Consider the following 16,408-nt stretch of genomic DNA (forward strand, 5'->3'; position numbering starts at 1 on the left):
GTTTCATCTAAAAATGATAAAATATAGTCATGTATTTGACAAGCAAAACAGCTAGTCGATTTTCATACCTCGGTTAGTTGTTTTTGGGGCATCCGCAAGGATGCTCCTTTTTAAAACTTATAGCGCCCAAAACCAATTTTTAAAACGATAAAGTAAAATTCTTGAAAACAAATATTCTCCTTATTCTTTTCGTACTTAGCTTTAAACCCTTATTTTCTCAGCAGAAAGTTCATACGAGTTCTCGTACAATTGTATCGATAAATAAAGATTGGCAATTTGCTAAAGATCCAAACGCAAAAGGAAGCACACAGTTGAAATATGCTTCCGTAAATATTCCGCATACTTGGAATGCATTTGATGTTTTAGATGATGAACCCGGTTATTATCGTGGAATTGGCTACTATAAGAAAAAATTAATAGTACCGTCTGGTTGGAAAGGCAAACAAATTTATTTGGATTTTGGTGCGGCTAATCAAGAAACAACGGTAATATTAAACGGAAAGGTAATAGGGAACCATAAGGGTGGATATACTGCTTTTATGGTGCTGTTAAACAATTTAAAATTCAATGGGAACGATGAATTGATAGTGGAAGTGGATAACAGCTATAATGAGCATATCCCACCATTAACAGGCGATTTTACTTTTTTCGGAGGCATTTATAGAGATGTTAAATTAATTGCGGTAAGCAAAGCTCATTTTGCAGACGAGAAATACGGCAGCACAGGTGTATATGTAGCTACAACTGACGTAAGTGATGAAATCGCCACAATAAACATTAAAGGCAAGCTAAATAATTCGGCAGATAAAAAAACACTACTAATCACTTCGCATATTTTAGATGCAAAAGGAAAGACGGTTGCATATACCAAGCAAACTAGCAACGCAAACGCAGGTCAAAAAATTGATTTCGAACTTCCATCAGTTAGCTTAAAAACACCAAATTTATGGTCGCCCGAAAATCCTTACCTATATCAGGTAACTACCAAATTAGCCGATGCGCAAACAGGGCGAATTTTGGATGAAGTGAAAACCGAGATTGGTTTGCGTTATTTCAGTTTTGATGCAGAAAAAGGTTTTTTTCTCAATGGCAAATCGGTAAAGTTAATTGGTGCAAGTAGGCATCAGGATTTTGCAAAAATGGGTAATGCAGTTTCAGCTGCTTTGCAGGTGAAAGATGTAGAGTTGCTTAAGCAAATGGGAGGTAACTTTCTGCGTGTTGCACACTATCCGCAAGATCAAGCGGTACTAAACGCCTGCGATAAACTGGGAATACTAACTTCTGTTGAAATTCCAATTGTAAACGAAATTACCGAAAGCCAAGCGTTCTACGACAATTGTAAAAACATGCAGTTGGAAATGATCAAACAAAATTTTAACCATCCGAGTGTGATCATTTGGGCATATATGAACGAGGTACTTTTGAAAATGCACTTTGGTAAGGAGCCTGATAAAAAGAAAATCTACCTTAAAAACATCGAAAACTTAGCGCAACAACTAGAAGATTTAACAAGAAAGGTTGATCCTAGTAGGTTCACCATGATCGCTAACCATGGTGATATCAATGGTTACACCAATGCAGGTTTAACAAAAATACCGATGATTGTTGGCTGGAATTTGTATCAAGGTTGGTATGGAGGTAAAATTGAAGATTTTGGTCCAGGTTTGGATAAAATACATGCAGCAATGTCTGATAAACCGATAATTGTTACCGAATACGGTGCTGATGTTGACCCTCGCATACATGCCGAAAATCCTATCCGTTTTGATAAAAGTTTGGCTTACGGCATAAAGTACCATCAAGTATACATCAATGATATTTTAAAACGACCTTTTGTGGCCGGAGCAGCTGCTTGGAATTTAGCTGATTTTAGCTCCGAAACTAGGATGGAAACCATGCCATCAATTAACAACAAAGGATTGCTTACACTGGATAGGCAACCAAAAAACACGTATTTCCTTTATAAAGCTTTTTTTAGCAAAACTCCTTATTTAAAAATTGGAGATGGATCTTGGAAAAACAGAAGCAGCTTAACAAGTAAGCAAACCATCAGTGTAATGAGCAATTTAGATAGCGTGACATTAGTGGTAAACGGAAAAAGATGGCCTAAAAAAGCAGTGATAGATCATGTGGCCGCTTGCGAGGTGGAGCTTAGATCGGGAAAGAATAGTATTGAAGCAATTGCAAATCAAAACGGAAGTGTTTTTCACGATCGTGCTGAAATCAATTTCGTTTTACAACCAAACGATTTTTACAAAGGCATTAGTTCGCTTAATTTATTAATGGGTTCGCAACGCCAATTTACTGATGATAAAAATCTTGTTTGGTTACCTACCGAAAGCGTTGACCAATTAGGTTGGGGCAGCATTGGAGGTGAAGCATTTAAAATTAAAAACAGCGGGAGGCAACAGTATGGCTCTGATAAAGACATCAAAGGGACGCAAAATGACCCTGTTTATCAAACACAATTAGTCGGCATCAAAGGGTATCAAATCAATGCTCCTAAGGGTAAGTACGAAATTACCTTGCATTTTGCAGAACTGATGGGTAATGGCATCCAAACCGTGTTGCCCTACAATTTGGATAGTTTAATTGCCGAGGGAAAAGAGGTACCGCCGCAACGCATTTTCGATGTTTATTTGAATGATAAGCCGATTATCAAAGGTTTGAACTTAGCTGCAAAATATGGTGTAGCTCGCAGTGTACAAATGAAATTTGAGTGTATTGTTAGTGATGATAAAGGTTTACGGTTAACTTTTAAAGGAATTGCTGGTCAACCTGTGCTGAACGCATTGCAAGTTAGGAAACTATGATAACATGCTTTAAACTACAACGATTAAAGGTAATGAAGCTTGTGAAAATTTTAACGGCATGCTTGGTTATAGCAATAGCTATTGCAGCTAAATTTCCAGAAAAGCGGAAATTTAATCCTGTTGTAATTGGTTATGTGACAGGTTATAACGGTTTGGTCGATCCCAATAAAATAAGTGCTGAAAAGTTAACGCACATTAACTATGCGTTTGTAAACATAAAAAATAATCAAGCTTTTTTGGATAACGCAAAACGAGATTCTATCAACTTTGTGCGTTTGAATTCACTAAGAGAAAAAAATCCTTCACTTCAGCTGCTAATTTCTATCGGTGGTTGGTCATGGAGCGAAAACTTTTCTAATGCAGTATTAACGGATTCGTTGCGCAAGGTTTTTGCAAAAAGCGCAGTAGCGATTATTCGTAAACATCAGTTAGATGGTGTTGATATCGATTGGGAATACCCAGGTATGCCAGGTGAACAGGGAAATGTGTACAGGCCGCAGGATAAAGAAAACTACACCCTAATGTTTGCAGAGTTACGTAAGGAACTTGATCAGTTGGAAAAAGAAACAGGGCATAAAAAGCTGCTTACAACAGCAACGGGAGGCTTCCCTTATTTCTTGCAAAACACTAACATGGCTGAGGCTGCCAAGTTTTTGGATTACATTAATTTGATGACCTACGATTATTATTCCGATAAAAAAGCAAAGCACCATACCAATCTCTACCATTCTAATGCATATAGTCCTGATAACTCTGCCGACAATGCCGTTAAAGCGTACCTGAATGCTGGTGTTCCTGCTGCTAAACTTGTAGTTGGAATTGCATTTTACGGTCGTAACTTCAAATTAAAAGCTAATTCATTGAAAGGCCTGGGCGATACCATTGCGTCTAGCGCAAATAGCTACGGGAAAGGCTATACTTTTTTAAAAGATAGTTTAGTGAATAAAAATGGGTTTGCAGCTTACCGCGATGAAGAGGCTAAAGCACCATTCCTATTTAATATAACTTCAAAGGAATTTATTTCCTATGACGATGAGTGGTCTGTAGCGCATAAATGTCAGTATGTACTTCAAAACCAGCTGGCGGGGGTGATGTTTTGGGAATATGGTGCGGATGAAAAGGAATATCTTTTAAATCAAATTGTTAAAAGTTTTAAATGAATTTAATCACTTATTTAGTAGGGAGTTGGAAAAAAGAAAATCAGTTTTAATAAGGCTTTCGCAAACGTTTCCGTGATTTTTTAAAATGCAACTGTTTGCTAAGCCAACTGAGTTTCGTAGCTTCATAGCTTGTAATTGGTTAACCAAATATATTTTTATGTTCAGAGGGGTCAAAATAGTATTGCTATTCTTGTTTGCTATAACTTTTAGTTCATCGGCACAAACAACCAAACGGTTAAACACTGGTTGGGAATTTGTGCGACAAGATTTAGGCGGAATTTGGGAGGCGGTGAGGCCTGTAGGGAAAGGGAATCCGGAGGAACTTCCATTTTGGCAAGCGGTGAATTTACCGCACTGTTTTAATGCAATTGATGCAGTTGATCCTGATGTGAACTATTACCAAGGACCAGGCTGGTACCGCACCACTATCGATGTTGAAAATCCTTATGCTAATGGCCGTACCTTGCTCCATTTTGAAGGAGCGGGACAAAAAACAGAAGTGTACATTTATACCACCAAAGTAGCTGCCCACGTAGGTGGTTACGATGAATGGACTGCCGACATCACCGAAGCAGTAGCCGCGTTCAAAAAATCACCCATATTTAAAACGCAATTTAAGGGCAAAATTCCTGTAATTATCCGCTGTGATAATTCTCGTGATTTAGAAATGATGCCGTCTAGTCTTTCCGATTTTAATGTGTATGGTGGTATTTATCGTTACCTCAATTTAGTTTACAATCCTCAGTTGGCCATTGATAAAATATTTGCCCATGCCACAGTTGATGCCCAAGGAAAACAGGGTAAAGTAAGCTTAAAAACTCGCTTTTTTCCAACAGATATAACGGCCAACGCTGTGGTTAAAATTAGCTTAATAGATCCGCAGGGCAAATCTGTTTTTAACGCTAGCAAAACTATTGACAGCTTCAATGGTGATATCAGCTTAGATGAGATTGCTATCAAATCTCCAAAACTTTGGTCTACAGATTTGCCTCAGCAGTACGAATTGCGCTTAAGTGTTGATGCCAACGGGCAAACTTTTAATGCTACTCAAAAAATCGGTTTCCGAAACTTTGAGTTTGTTAAAAAAGGGCCTTTTATGCTCAATGGAAAGCGTTTGTTGTTACGTGGTACGCATCGCCATGAAGACCACGCCGGAGTTGCCGCGGCCATGACCGAAGAAATGATGGTGACTGAAATGAAGATGATGAAGGAAATGGGAGTCAATTTCATTCGCTTAGGCCATTATCAGCAATCTCGAATCATACTTAATTTATGTGATAGTTTAGGGATTGTAGTATGGGAAGAAATTCCTTGGTGCAGGGGTGGTTTAGGCGGAAAAATTTACCAGGAACAGGGCAAAAGAATGCTGACAAATATGATTGAACAGCATTACAATCATCCATCCATAATTATTTGGGGTTTAGGGAATGAAAATGATTGGCCTGGAGATTTCAGTGAGTTCGACAAGGAAAAAATCAGAACTTACATGAAAGAATTGAATAATCTTTCACATCAGTTAGATCCATCTAGGAGTACCGCAATAAGGCGTTGTGATTTTTGTAGAGATATTGTCGACGTGTATTCTCCATCCATTTGGGCAGGTTGGTACCGTGGAGTTTACACAGAATATAAAGACGTTTCAAAGGCTGAATTTGATAAATCGGATAGGTTTTTACATGTAGAATGGGGTGGAGATAGCCATGCCCGTAGGCATTCTGAAAATCCAGATAATGCGTTAATGAAGATTAAAACTGGTGGTGGCGCCGATGAAAGAGCGGGGGATGCCTCACTTTATGGTGGCGGTGCAAGGGTAAGTAAGGATGGCGACTGGAGTGAAAGTTACATTGCTAATTTGATTGATTGGCACCTAAAAGAACAAGAAACCATGCCTTGGCTAAGTGGCACAGCTTATTGGCCATTTAAAGATTTTAGTACGCCAATTCGTCCAGAAAATCCAGTGCCTTATGTGAATCAAAAAGGCGTGGTGGAACGTGATTTCACCAAAAAGGAGTCTTACTATATTTTCCAATCGTATTGGACCACTCAGCCTATGGCACACATTTATGGTCATAGTTGGCCGGTGCGCTGGGGAGCTGATGGTGAAGAAAAAATGGTGAAGGTATATTCTAATTGTGATGAAGCTGAGTTATTTATCAACGGTAAAAGCTATGGCATTAAGAAACGAAATAGCCAAGATTTTCCGGCTGCGGGCTTACGTTGGGCAGTGCCTATGCAAAAAGGAACTTACCAAATCAAAGTGGTAGCGAAAAAAGGCAAGGTTGTAGTTACCGATGAAATTACACAGGAATACCAAACTGAAAAATGGGGAAAACCAGCAAAATTAGTACTTCAAAAAATAGCTGATGAAAACGGATTGGCAACCATAGAAGTTAAGGCTTACGATGCCGACGGAGTACTTTGTTTAGATGCGGCTAATGAGGTGAGATTTAATTCAGTTGGCGATGGTGAATTAATTAAAAACCAAGGTACATCAACTGCTTCAGCTAAAGTGCAACTTTACAATGGTAGAGCTACAGTTAAGTTGAAAACTAATGCAGCCAAAAACGTAGTTTCAGTTAGTGCTATAGGTTTAAGCACTCAGTTTTTAGTGGTAGAAAAATAAGTTCAGATAAGGAAGATAAATGGCATGAAAAAACAATATTTACTTTTGGGGATTTTGCTGTTAACAGTTTGCAATACTTTTGCGCAGCAGTACTTCAAAGCACAGGCAGTTACAGCACTTAAAGATCAAATATTAACCGAGGCCAACTGGGCTTTGAAGCAACAACCGATTACAGTTACTGCAAGTACCTCGCCCTACAGCAGCGGTGGTAAGCATGATTTTTTTTCGGAAGGTGATTATTGGTGGCCAAACCCTCAAAATCCAAACGGGCCTTATGTCACTAGGGATGGAGAGACCAATCCGAGTAACTTTGTTGCGCACCGCAAGGCGATGATCCGCTTTAGTGAAATTATTGGTGCTTTAGCTTCTGCCTATCAAATTACTGGCGACGAAAAATATGTGAAGCACGCATTAGCGCACTTAAAAGCTTGGTTCGTAAACCAAGAAACACTGATGAATCCTAATTTGGCATACGCTCAAGCAGTACGAAATTTATATACGGGCAGAAGCTGGGGAATTATCGATTCCATCCATTTAATGGAAGTAGCGCAGGGCGTAATAGTGATGCAAAAAGCGAAATCTTTCAATAAAAATGACCTACAAGTAATTAAAAAGTGGTTTGCCGACTATATCCTTTGGCTCAACACCAGTAAAAATGGAATTGCGGAAAAAAATGCAAAAAATAACCACGGTACTACATGGGGAATGCAAGTTGCTTCGTTTGCAAAGTTGGTAAATGATCAACCTATGCTTGATTCATTAAGGATGCGTTACAAAACCATTTATCTGCCTAATCAAATGGCTGCAGATGGTAGTTTCCCGCTAGAATTGGCGAGAACAAAACCTTATGGTTATGCCATTTTCAACCTTGATGCCATGGTGATGTTATGTCAACTGTTATCTACACCAACTGATAATTTGTGGACTTACCAAACAACTGACGGAAAATCAATTAAAAAAGGTATCGATTACCTATATCCGTATATTGTAGATAAATCGAAATGGCCATTAAAGCCCGATGTAATGTACTGGGAGTATTGGCCGGTAGCACAACCATTTTTATTTTTCGGAGCTAACTATTTTGGGCAGCAAACTTGGTTCGATACTTGGAAAAGCCTCGATTTAAAACCTACCAATGAAGAAGTAGTAAGAAACCTTCCAATCCGACATCCCATAATTTGGCTATAAGATGAAGTTGAAATCTGTTTTTATCGCTTACTTGCTCATGCTTATACATGGTCAACTTGCTGCGCAACAATGGCAATCGAGTTTTGTGAAGATTGATGATAATGGTAAGCTTACTTACATTGCTGATAGCAAAGGGGATATCATTCCTGATTTTAGTGCCGTTGGTTATCATCAAGGCGCAAAACCAATCCCTTTGGTGAAAGTAATAATGGAAGTTAGTCCGTCTGGAAATAATCATCAACAGCAAATCCAAGATGCAATTGATCGCGTAGCGAAGTATCCGCTAGATCAAAATGGTATAAGAGGCGCAATTCTTTTAAAGAAAGGAACTTATCAAATTCCAGGTGCCATTAATATCAACACTTCGGGCATTATTTTAAGGGGAGAAGGCTTATCCACTAAATTGATAGCCACAGGTGCAGGTCAGCGTAAGTTAATTAATGTGAATGGCAACGGAAAACCCAAAGAAATACCCAATACACGAACAAAAATTACGGATAATTACGTTCCCGTAGGAGCTAAATCTTTTCACATAGAAAAGCCAAGCAACTTTAAGGTAGGTGATGCGCTAATGATTTACAGACCAGGAACCGATCAATGGATTAAAGATTTGAAAATGGATCAAATTGATGCTAGAGAAGGTACGGTGCAATGGAAAGCTGCTGATTACGATCTGTTTTTTGAACGGAAAATTACTGCCATTAAAGGTAACGAGGTGTTTTTGGATAACCCTGTAGTAATGGCTATGGAAACGCAGTACGGTGGCGGTGAAGTTTACAAATTTACTTTTGATGGAAGAATTAATGAGGTTGGCATTGAGGATATGCTGATAGAATCTGAATATCAAAGCGACACTGATGAAGACCATGGATGGGACGCAATCTCCATGAACAGGGTGGAAAATGCTTGGGTTAGCAATGTGAGCAGCAAATATTTTGGATACTCCTGTGTTAATTTGGGAGGCATGAGTAAGCAAGTTACAGTTAAGCATTGCACCTCTCTATTTCCAAAATCCAAGATTGAAGGTGGCAGGAGATATTCCTTTAATAATGATGGTCAGCTAAATTTAGTGATGAATTGCACTGCTGACGAAGGTAGGCACGACTATGTTACCGGTGCAAAAGTAATGGGGCCTAACGTGTTTTATAATTGCAGGTCAACACATGCAAAAGCAGATATTGGGCCGCATCATCGCTGGGCTGCAGGCACACTCTACGACAACATTACTACCGATGGTGAAATTAACATTCAAGACCGCGGTAACTGGGGTACAGGACATGGTTGGGCGGGTGTAAACCAAGTGCTTTGGAATTGCATTGCTGCAAAAGTCACTGTTCAAAACCCGTATGTGAGTGGTAAAAATTATGCTATCGGCGTTACAGCGCAAAAAACAAATGGCCGCTTAAGTGGCAGGCCTGATGGCGTTTGGGAAGGTCTAAATCAAAAAGGTACACTAATGCCAAAATCGCTATTTGAAAAACAAATGGCTGAGGCTGGTAAAAAAATACAACCCTAATTAACAAACTAATAAAAGCTAGCGCTAACCAAATAAAATTAAATCATGAAATTTAAAATTACGACTGCATTACTTTTAACCGTTTTAGGTGCTCAGGCACAAAAAGTTGATGTACCTACATCTTTTAAAAATGCAGCAATACAAACTGGTATTTTAATAAAGAACGTAGATTCTGCAAGAAAAGAAAAGCCAAACTTCGTATCTCCGCGAACGGTTGAAAATGGTAAGTTGAAAATGGTGGTGTCTAGAGATTGGACAAGCGGTTTTTTTCCAGGGGAGCTTTGGTATTTCTACGAATATAATAAGGATTCAAAGTGGCTTGAGCTAGCTAAAAAATATACTGAAGATATTAAAAAGGAGCAATTTACCACTACTACCCACGATTTAGGTTTTATGATTTACTGTCCTTTTGGTGCGGGATACCGTTTAACTAAGGACACCGCTTATCGTTCCGTGATCGTTCAAGCGGCAAAATCTTTATCCACTAGGTTTAATGCTAAAGCTGGCGTAATTCGCTCTTGGGACCACAGCGGAACCAAATGGAAATATCCAGTAATTATTGATAACATGATGAATTTGGAATTGCTTTTTGAAGCGAGCAAATTTACCGGCGATTCATCTTTCTATAAAATTGCGGTAACCCATGCCAATAATACCATTAAAAACCATTACCGCCCAGATTTCAGTTCTTTCCACGTGGTTGATTACGATACGGAGAACGGCGGCGTGTTGCAAAAAACAACCGCTCAGGGCTATGCTAATGAATCTTCGTGGGCTAGGGGACAAGCTTGGGGACTTTATGGTTTCACTTTATGTTATCGATATACTAAAAATCCAGTTTATTTGGCTCAAGCTGACGCAATTGCTAAATATATCCTGAACAATAAAAGCACCCCAGCTGATGGCATTCCTTACTGGGACTATAACGATCCTCAAATTCCTAATGTTTCAAGAGATGCTTCGGCAGCAGCCATCACCGCTTCAGCACTTTACGAATTGGCGAAGTACAGTAAAAATGCTAAGACTTATAAAGCAGCAGCTGATAAAATTCTTTACTCGCTAAGTACGGCCTACACCAGCAAAATTGGTGATAACTATGGTTTTATTTTGGAGCACAGCACCGGACATAGGCCAAATAACTCAGAAATTGATGTGCCAATTAACTATGCTGATTACTATTATTTGGAAGCACTTTTAAGATACGACGGTAAGTTTAATTTTAAATAGTTCATTGGTTCATTGGTTCATTGGGTTCATTGGTTCAATTGTTCATTTGTTCACTACGAGTGGTTTGACGTTGAAAATTTGCTAGGTCTAAAGTAGGGAAACTTAATGCCGTTCCTATTTTCACTCGTATTGAAGATATTTTAGACCTACTTTTCCATAAACAACCTTTTAAAAGCTAAGTTTAATTGCTATAAATTTTTATTGTCGGATAAACAAGACATGAATTTTGAACTGACACATTAAGGGGTAGCCAGTAAATTTACACTCGTCATGCTGAATTTAGTTCAGCATCAGCTTTTACATGTTTATTAGTCGGCCCATAATTAAAGCACTTCCATCGTAAATCGCCATTCTCTCCCTCTAAGGGAGAGATGCCCACAGGGCAGAGAGGGTATATGCTAAAAAACAACATCAACAATCTCTCTCACTTCCACGAAATAATTACAAAATTCAAGCATTTAATTGCTGTTAAATGCGAACTTTGCGCCCTTAATAAAACATAACACAAAATGAAAAGAGTTGTAGTTACTGGTTTGGGAACTATCAATCCATTGGGGCATAACATTGCCGATTTTTGGGAAAATATTGTTAACGGCAAAAGTGCTTGCGCCACAGTGACAAGATTTGATGCTTCGCGTTTTCGTTCGCAAATGGCCTGTGAAGTAAAAAACTTCAATCCAGCGGATCACCTAGATAGAAATGAAATTAAGCGTACAGATTTGTTTACGCAATACGCATTATACGCAGCCGCACAGGCTATTGAAGATTGTGATATTGATTTGACTACTATTGATCCATTTGATTTCGGAGTGATTTGGGGCAGTGGGCAAGGCGGTATGCAAACCTTCGAAACGGAAGTTGAAAATTACGTCACCGGCGATTATAACCCTAGGTTCAATCCTTTTTTTATACCAAAATTATTGGTTAACATGGCGTCAGGATTGATATCTATGAAATTTGGCTTGCAGGGTATTAATTATACGCCGGTATCAGCCTGTGCAACAGGTAACAATGCCATTATGGATGCCTTCAATTACATCCGTATGGGCAAGGCGAAGATGTTTGTTACTGGCGGTTCAGAAGCAGGAATTACACCTGCTTCATTTGGTGGTTTCGCTGCGCTAAAAGCAATGTCGCATCGAAATGATGATCCTGAAACTGCAAGCAGACCGTTTGATCAAGATAGAGATGGTTTTGTAATGGGCGAAGGGGCAGGGGCGCTGATTTTGGAGGAGTACGAACATGCAAAAGCTAGAGGCGCAAAAATCTATGCTGAAGTAGTAGGCGCTGCAATGACCGCCGATGCTTATCACATCACCTCACCACATCCTGAAGGTATTGGTGCTGCTAAAGCGATGAATTTAGCCTTAGAAGAAGCAGGCATCAAACCTGAAGAGCTGGATTATTTAAACTTACACGCTACATCAACTCCTGTGGGAGATTTGGCAGAGCTTAATGCAGCTCATTTGGTTTTTGGAGCATCTGAAAATTTGCATATCAGCTCAACAAAATCGATGACAGGTCACCTATTAGGTGCAGCTGCAGCAATTGAAGCTATTATTGCCATTAAAAGTATCAATGATAATATTGTTCCACCAACAATTAACGTAAGCAATCCTGACCCTGCAATTCCGGCAGGTATGCAGTTAGTTTTCAATCAAGCAGTGCGCAAAGAGGTTAAAACTGCTATGAGCAACGCTTTCGGGTTCGGCGGTCATAACAGTACTGTTGTTTTCAAAGAGTTGATTTAAGATTCAGATAATACAAAAAACACGAAAGCCCCGAGTGTACATCGGGGCTTTCGTGTTTTATAATGGATGTGAAAACTATTATTTCACACCATGCATTAATTTCTTCATTAGTGGTGTAAGCAACATGATAAACAAGCCTAACCCAAAAGGAATTAGTGTAAAGATTAAGAAGAAAGTCTTCATCGAATACTGTGCGGTAATTTCATCAATCATACCACCCATTTTTCCAGCAATTTTATTTCCTATCGCAATAGCTAAATACCAAATACCGAACATGATAGCAATCATTCGGCCTGGTACAAGTTTACTTACATAAGATAAACCAACTGGAGAGATGAAAAGCTCACCTAACGTATGGAAAAGATAGGCTAAAATTAACCAAATCATACTTACTGAGGCTACTTTTGCTCCCGGAGGAATAGCACTAGAACCATAAGCCAATGCAGCAAAACCAATTCCAAGTAGGATCATACCAATTCCATTTTTGATAGTAGCAAATGGAGAATACTTGCTTTCCCAAAGCTTAGATACTATTGGCGCTAACGAAATAATAAACAGTGAATTGAGTACACCGAACCAAGTTGCTGGTACTTCAGCTTTTACATCTGAATACTGCTCTTTAAGCATATAGATTACCAAGCCCCAAATGATCACGAAACCAAAAGCCAAAATGATATTTCCTAAAGCGAACCTTGAAAAAGTTTTGGTGAAAAGCTTAAACAGCACAAAGGAAATGATAATTAAAGGAACAACTGTAATTAAAGTATTAGCCACATTGAACATCAATTTCTCGTTACCCTCTAAAATTCTTGCTGTATAATCCTTGGCGAAAATGGTCATTGAACCACCTGCTTGCTCGAAAGATGCCCAAAAGAAAATGGTGATGAAAGCTAATATAATTACAGCAACCATCTTGTCTCTTAGAATAGGAGTGTACTGGCTGATTCTCTTAATCAATACGAAAATAAATAAAACCAGTGCTGCTAAAATGGCAAAGTTACTACCTGATAGGCCACCTACATTAAAATCAAAGAAGTTAACCGAGGTAATTTTTGAAAGTGGATCGTTAATGGTCCAAAGTAAACCTACTACAGAAATAATTGAGATAATAGTAATGTCGAATTTAGAGAAAGGATTTCTTGTAGCTTCTTCTGGACTTTCGTTTTCGTCAATTACTTCGCCTTTTTCTGGTTTAGTGCCAATATCGCCAAAAATGTTTCTGGTAAAGTAAAACTGAAGCATTCCTACCAACATGAAAATTCCGGCTAAACCAAAACCATAGCTCCAACCCCAATTCGGACTTTCACCGATGTATCCGCATAGCAGCATACCTAAAAAAGCACCAGAGTTAACACCCATATAAAAGATGGTGTAAGCGCCGTCTTTCTTTTCAGGATGCTTTTTGTACATGTGTGATAAAATTGAAGTCATGTTTGGTTTGAAGAAACCATTTCCAACTACCAAAAGGGCTAAGCCTAAGTACATGAAAATTGGGCTAAACTCAAGTGCCATTGATAAGTGACCTAAGGTCATCAAAAGTGCACCAACAATAACCGCAGATCTATAACCTATGATTTTATCTGCAACATAACCACCTAAAATAGGGGTTAGGTACGCCAATGAAGTGTAAGAACCGTAAATGGCTAAAGCAGTTTCTCTAGGCCATCCCCATCCTGGGTTGGCACCCATTACTGATGAGGTAAGGAACAAAACTAATAAGGCCCTCATCCCGTAATAGGAAAATCTTTCCCACATTTCTGTGAAAAAAAGCACAAAAAGCCCCGCTGGGTGACCAATCACTCGGTCATTGAAAAAATCATTATGATTTTTTGCAGTAGTTGTTTGCATAAAGTTATTTAATAAGTTAGTCTTAGTTTTTTATAAAAAAAAATTGAGTGCAATATAGCCTAATACATTCATATTTCCTCAAAAAATTAATGTCGGCCTTTTTGGAATAAGGTAGTTGCTTTTCGTGGTGTGCTGTACAATTCGTCTAAACTTGATGCATCGTTTCGCAGCTCTACATTCTCTTTTAAATATAGTCGCTGGTAACTAATGGTGTAACCATCAAAGCTCGAGTCCGATACGTAATACGCTGCATTGCCTTCCATATTCGCTTCGTAAGGTGCAAGATGATCGAAAACAATCATATTCACCTGCTTATCAAAAGTCAGCGTCATAGAATTTTGCTTGTTGTATTCGAATACAATTCTGTTTTTATTAGCCGCTTTTTTCTTTACCTCAAATATGTTTTTGCCGAACACCGCGTCCTCTTTCTCAAATGAAAGTACCTCGATGACCTTCTTTGTGGTTTTTTCATCGTTACCTTTCCAGCCCAGTAAAATGTAGTAAGGATTTTTTCCAGGATAAGTAACTGGAATCATTTCGTAATAACGTGCGCCGTACCATTTTTTTTGATTGGTAACTAAATTATCATCACTAAAATTTTTACCATCATCATTTAATGGAATCAGCTTCAATGAACCATCTTTAGTGGCCATTTGTATGGTGCCATAAAATTTATAGGTGCCATCGGTAAACGGTACCGACCATGTGATGATCCGGAAAGATTGATTGGGTGCGGTTAAAATGGAAACGTTGTTTACAAGCGAATCAAATTGATACTGGAAAGAATGCGGCGTTTTTAAAGCGCCAATTAGCTTTTTCACAAACATCGTATTGTACGCCATTCTATCCACGTCATCTTTAACACTTACTGTCGAATCACTATATGCCGATAAACTGTCTTGTAGTAAATTCAGCTTGTCAATGTTGGCCGCAGTAAGCGCAGTTTGCGCCCTTAAGCCAACTAAGGGTAGGTGCAAAAAGATAATCAGTACAAAAATGAAGTTCGAAAAGATGGTACGCATTTAAAATCGTTAACGAAGATTTTCCACAACTATTGCGCTAGCGCCGCCACCGCCGTTACAAATGCCGGCAACGCCTATTTTACCATTGTTTTGTTGTAGCACAGCAAGCAGGGTAACTACAATTCTCGCTCCCGAAGCACCAAGTGGGTGACCGATAGCAACAGCACCACCGTTAACATTCACTTTTTCCCCATTTAAACCAAGCGCTTGGTTGTTGGCTAATGATACTACCGAAAATGCTTCGTTGATTTCAAAATAGTCTACTTGCTCTTTACTGATATTAGCTCTTTGTAAAGCCAAAGGGATAGCCTTTGATGGAGCGGTAGTAAACCATTCTGGCGCCTGTTGTGCATCGGCGTAGGCTAATATTTTTGCTAGTGGATTTAAGCCCAGTTCAGCCGCTTTTTCTGCACTCATTAATACCAGTGCAGCTGCGCCATCATTTAAAGTTGAAGCATTGGCGGCAGTAACTGTACCGTCTTTTTTAAATACAGGTTTTAATGTTGGTATCTTGTCGAATTTTACGGCAGCAGGCTCTTCGTCGGTATCCAATAAAGTGACATTGCCTTTTCTGTCTTTAATTTCTACCGGAACAATCTCCACTTTAAATTTTCCTTCACTTTGTGCTTTTTGCGCCCTTTTATAGGATTCAATAGCAAAATTATCTTGGTCTTCGCGACTGATCTGGCATGTTTCTGCACATAGTTCTGCTGCCGATCCCATATGGTAGTCGTTGTAAACGTCCCAAAGTCCATCTTTTACTAAGCCATCTGTAATTTGTCCGTGCCCTAGTCTGTAACCGTTTCTGGCCTTGTCAAGATAATAAGGCACATTGCTCATACTTTCCATACCGCCAGCAACTACAATGTCATTTTGCCCCAAAGCAATACTTTGAGCAGCTAACATAATTGCTTTCGTTCCCGAAGCACAAACTTTATTGATGGTTGTTGTGGGTAAATCTGGCAGTCCAGCAAATTTAGCAGCTTGTGTTGCCGGTGCCTGTCCTAGGTTTGCCGATAAAACATTGCCCATATAAACTTCCTGAATTTGATTTGGCTCAACACCTGCTTTCTCTAAAGCGCCTTTAATGGCAATGCCACCTAATTGTGTCGCCGAAAATCCTGATAGCGAGCCGCCAAAGCTGCCAATAGGCGTCCTAACCGCCGATACGATAACTACTTCTCTCATTTGTAATGTTTAAAATATATTTGGTTGGCCGCAATTTAGGGATATTTGCGCAAATTAAACCACTTTCTTGAG

10 protein-coding genes are annotated in these 16,408 nt (G+C 39.1%); 7 read left to right on the forward strand and 3 right to left on the reverse strand.

The features are described from left to right. The first annotated feature begins 161 nt into the window (after positions 1-161). The 7 genes from DUT68_RS00500 (at position 162) to fabF (ending at position 12,278) form a co-directional block, all read left to right on the forward strand. The gene (locus DUT68_RS00500; RefSeq protein WP_113634770.1) at positions 162-2,813 is read left to right on the forward strand and encodes a glycoside hydrolase family 2 TIM barrel-domain containing protein; all 2,652 of its coding nucleotides are present in this window, start codon (positions 162-164) and stop codon (positions 2,811-2,813) included. A 32-nt stretch (positions 2,814-2,845) separates the two neighbouring features. Next, entirely contained in the window at positions 2,846-3,973 is a 1,128-nt protein-coding gene (locus DUT68_RS00505) for a glycoside hydrolase family 18 protein (protein WP_113634772.1), read from the forward strand. Positions 3,974-4,130: 157 nt separating this feature from the next. Beyond that, positions 4,131-6,596: a glycoside hydrolase family 2 TIM barrel-domain containing protein gene (locus tag DUT68_RS00510; RefSeq protein WP_113635436.1), complete on the forward strand. Its 2,466-nt coding sequence runs from the start codon at positions 4,131-4,133 to the stop codon at positions 6,594-6,596. Positions 6,597-6,620: 24 nt separating this feature from the next. Beyond that, complete coding sequence (locus tag DUT68_RS00515) at positions 6,621-7,784, forward strand: alginate lyase family protein (protein WP_113634774.1); 1,164 nt, start codon at positions 6,621-6,623, stop codon at positions 7,782-7,784. A gap of 1 nt (position 7,785) precedes the next feature. Beyond that, positions 7,786-9,300 (forward strand): hypothetical protein, encoded by a 1,515-nt coding sequence (locus tag DUT68_RS00520; RefSeq protein ID WP_113634775.1) that lies wholly within the window; start codon positions 7,786-7,788, stop codon positions 9,298-9,300. A gap of 45 nt (positions 9,301-9,345) precedes the next feature. Further along, positions 9,346-10,527, forward strand: coding sequence for a glycoside hydrolase family 88 protein (locus DUT68_RS00525; protein ID WP_113634777.1), 1,182 nt, complete (start codon positions 9,346-9,348; stop codon positions 10,525-10,527). 509 nt (positions 10,528-11,036) lie between these two features. Continuing rightward, positions 11,037-12,278 carry a beta-ketoacyl-ACP synthase II gene (fabF, locus tag DUT68_RS00530; RefSeq protein ID WP_113634779.1) on the forward strand — a complete coding sequence of 414 codons (1,242 nt, stop codon included), beginning with the start codon at positions 11,037-11,039 and terminating at the stop codon, positions 12,276-12,278. A gap of 78 nt (positions 12,279-12,356) precedes the next feature. Here the strand turns inward: fabF and DUT68_RS00535 are convergent, their stop codons facing one another. From DUT68_RS00535 to DUT68_RS00545, 3 genes are all read right to left on the reverse strand, one after another. Further along, positions 12,357-14,126, reverse strand: coding sequence for a peptide MFS transporter (locus DUT68_RS00535; RefSeq protein ID WP_113634780.1), 1,770 nt, complete (start codon positions 14,124-14,126; stop codon positions 12,357-12,359). Positions 14,127-14,212: 86 nt separating this feature from the next. Beyond that, entirely contained in the window at positions 14,213-15,148 is a 936-nt protein-coding gene (locus DUT68_RS00540) for a hypothetical protein (protein ID WP_237088223.1), read from the reverse strand. A gap of 9 nt (positions 15,149-15,157) precedes the next feature. Further along, positions 15,158-16,336, reverse strand: coding sequence for an acetyl-CoA C-acyltransferase (locus DUT68_RS00545; protein WP_113634782.1), 1,179 nt, complete (start codon positions 16,334-16,336; stop codon positions 15,158-15,160). Positions 16,337-16,408 lie beyond the last annotated feature (72 nt).

Origin of the sequence: Pedobacter zeaxanthinifaciens (assembly GCF_003313335.1) — a bacterium.
In the GTDB taxonomy this organism is placed as follows: domain Bacteria; phylum Bacteroidota; class Bacteroidia; order Sphingobacteriales; family Sphingobacteriaceae; genus Pedobacter; species Pedobacter zeaxanthinifaciens.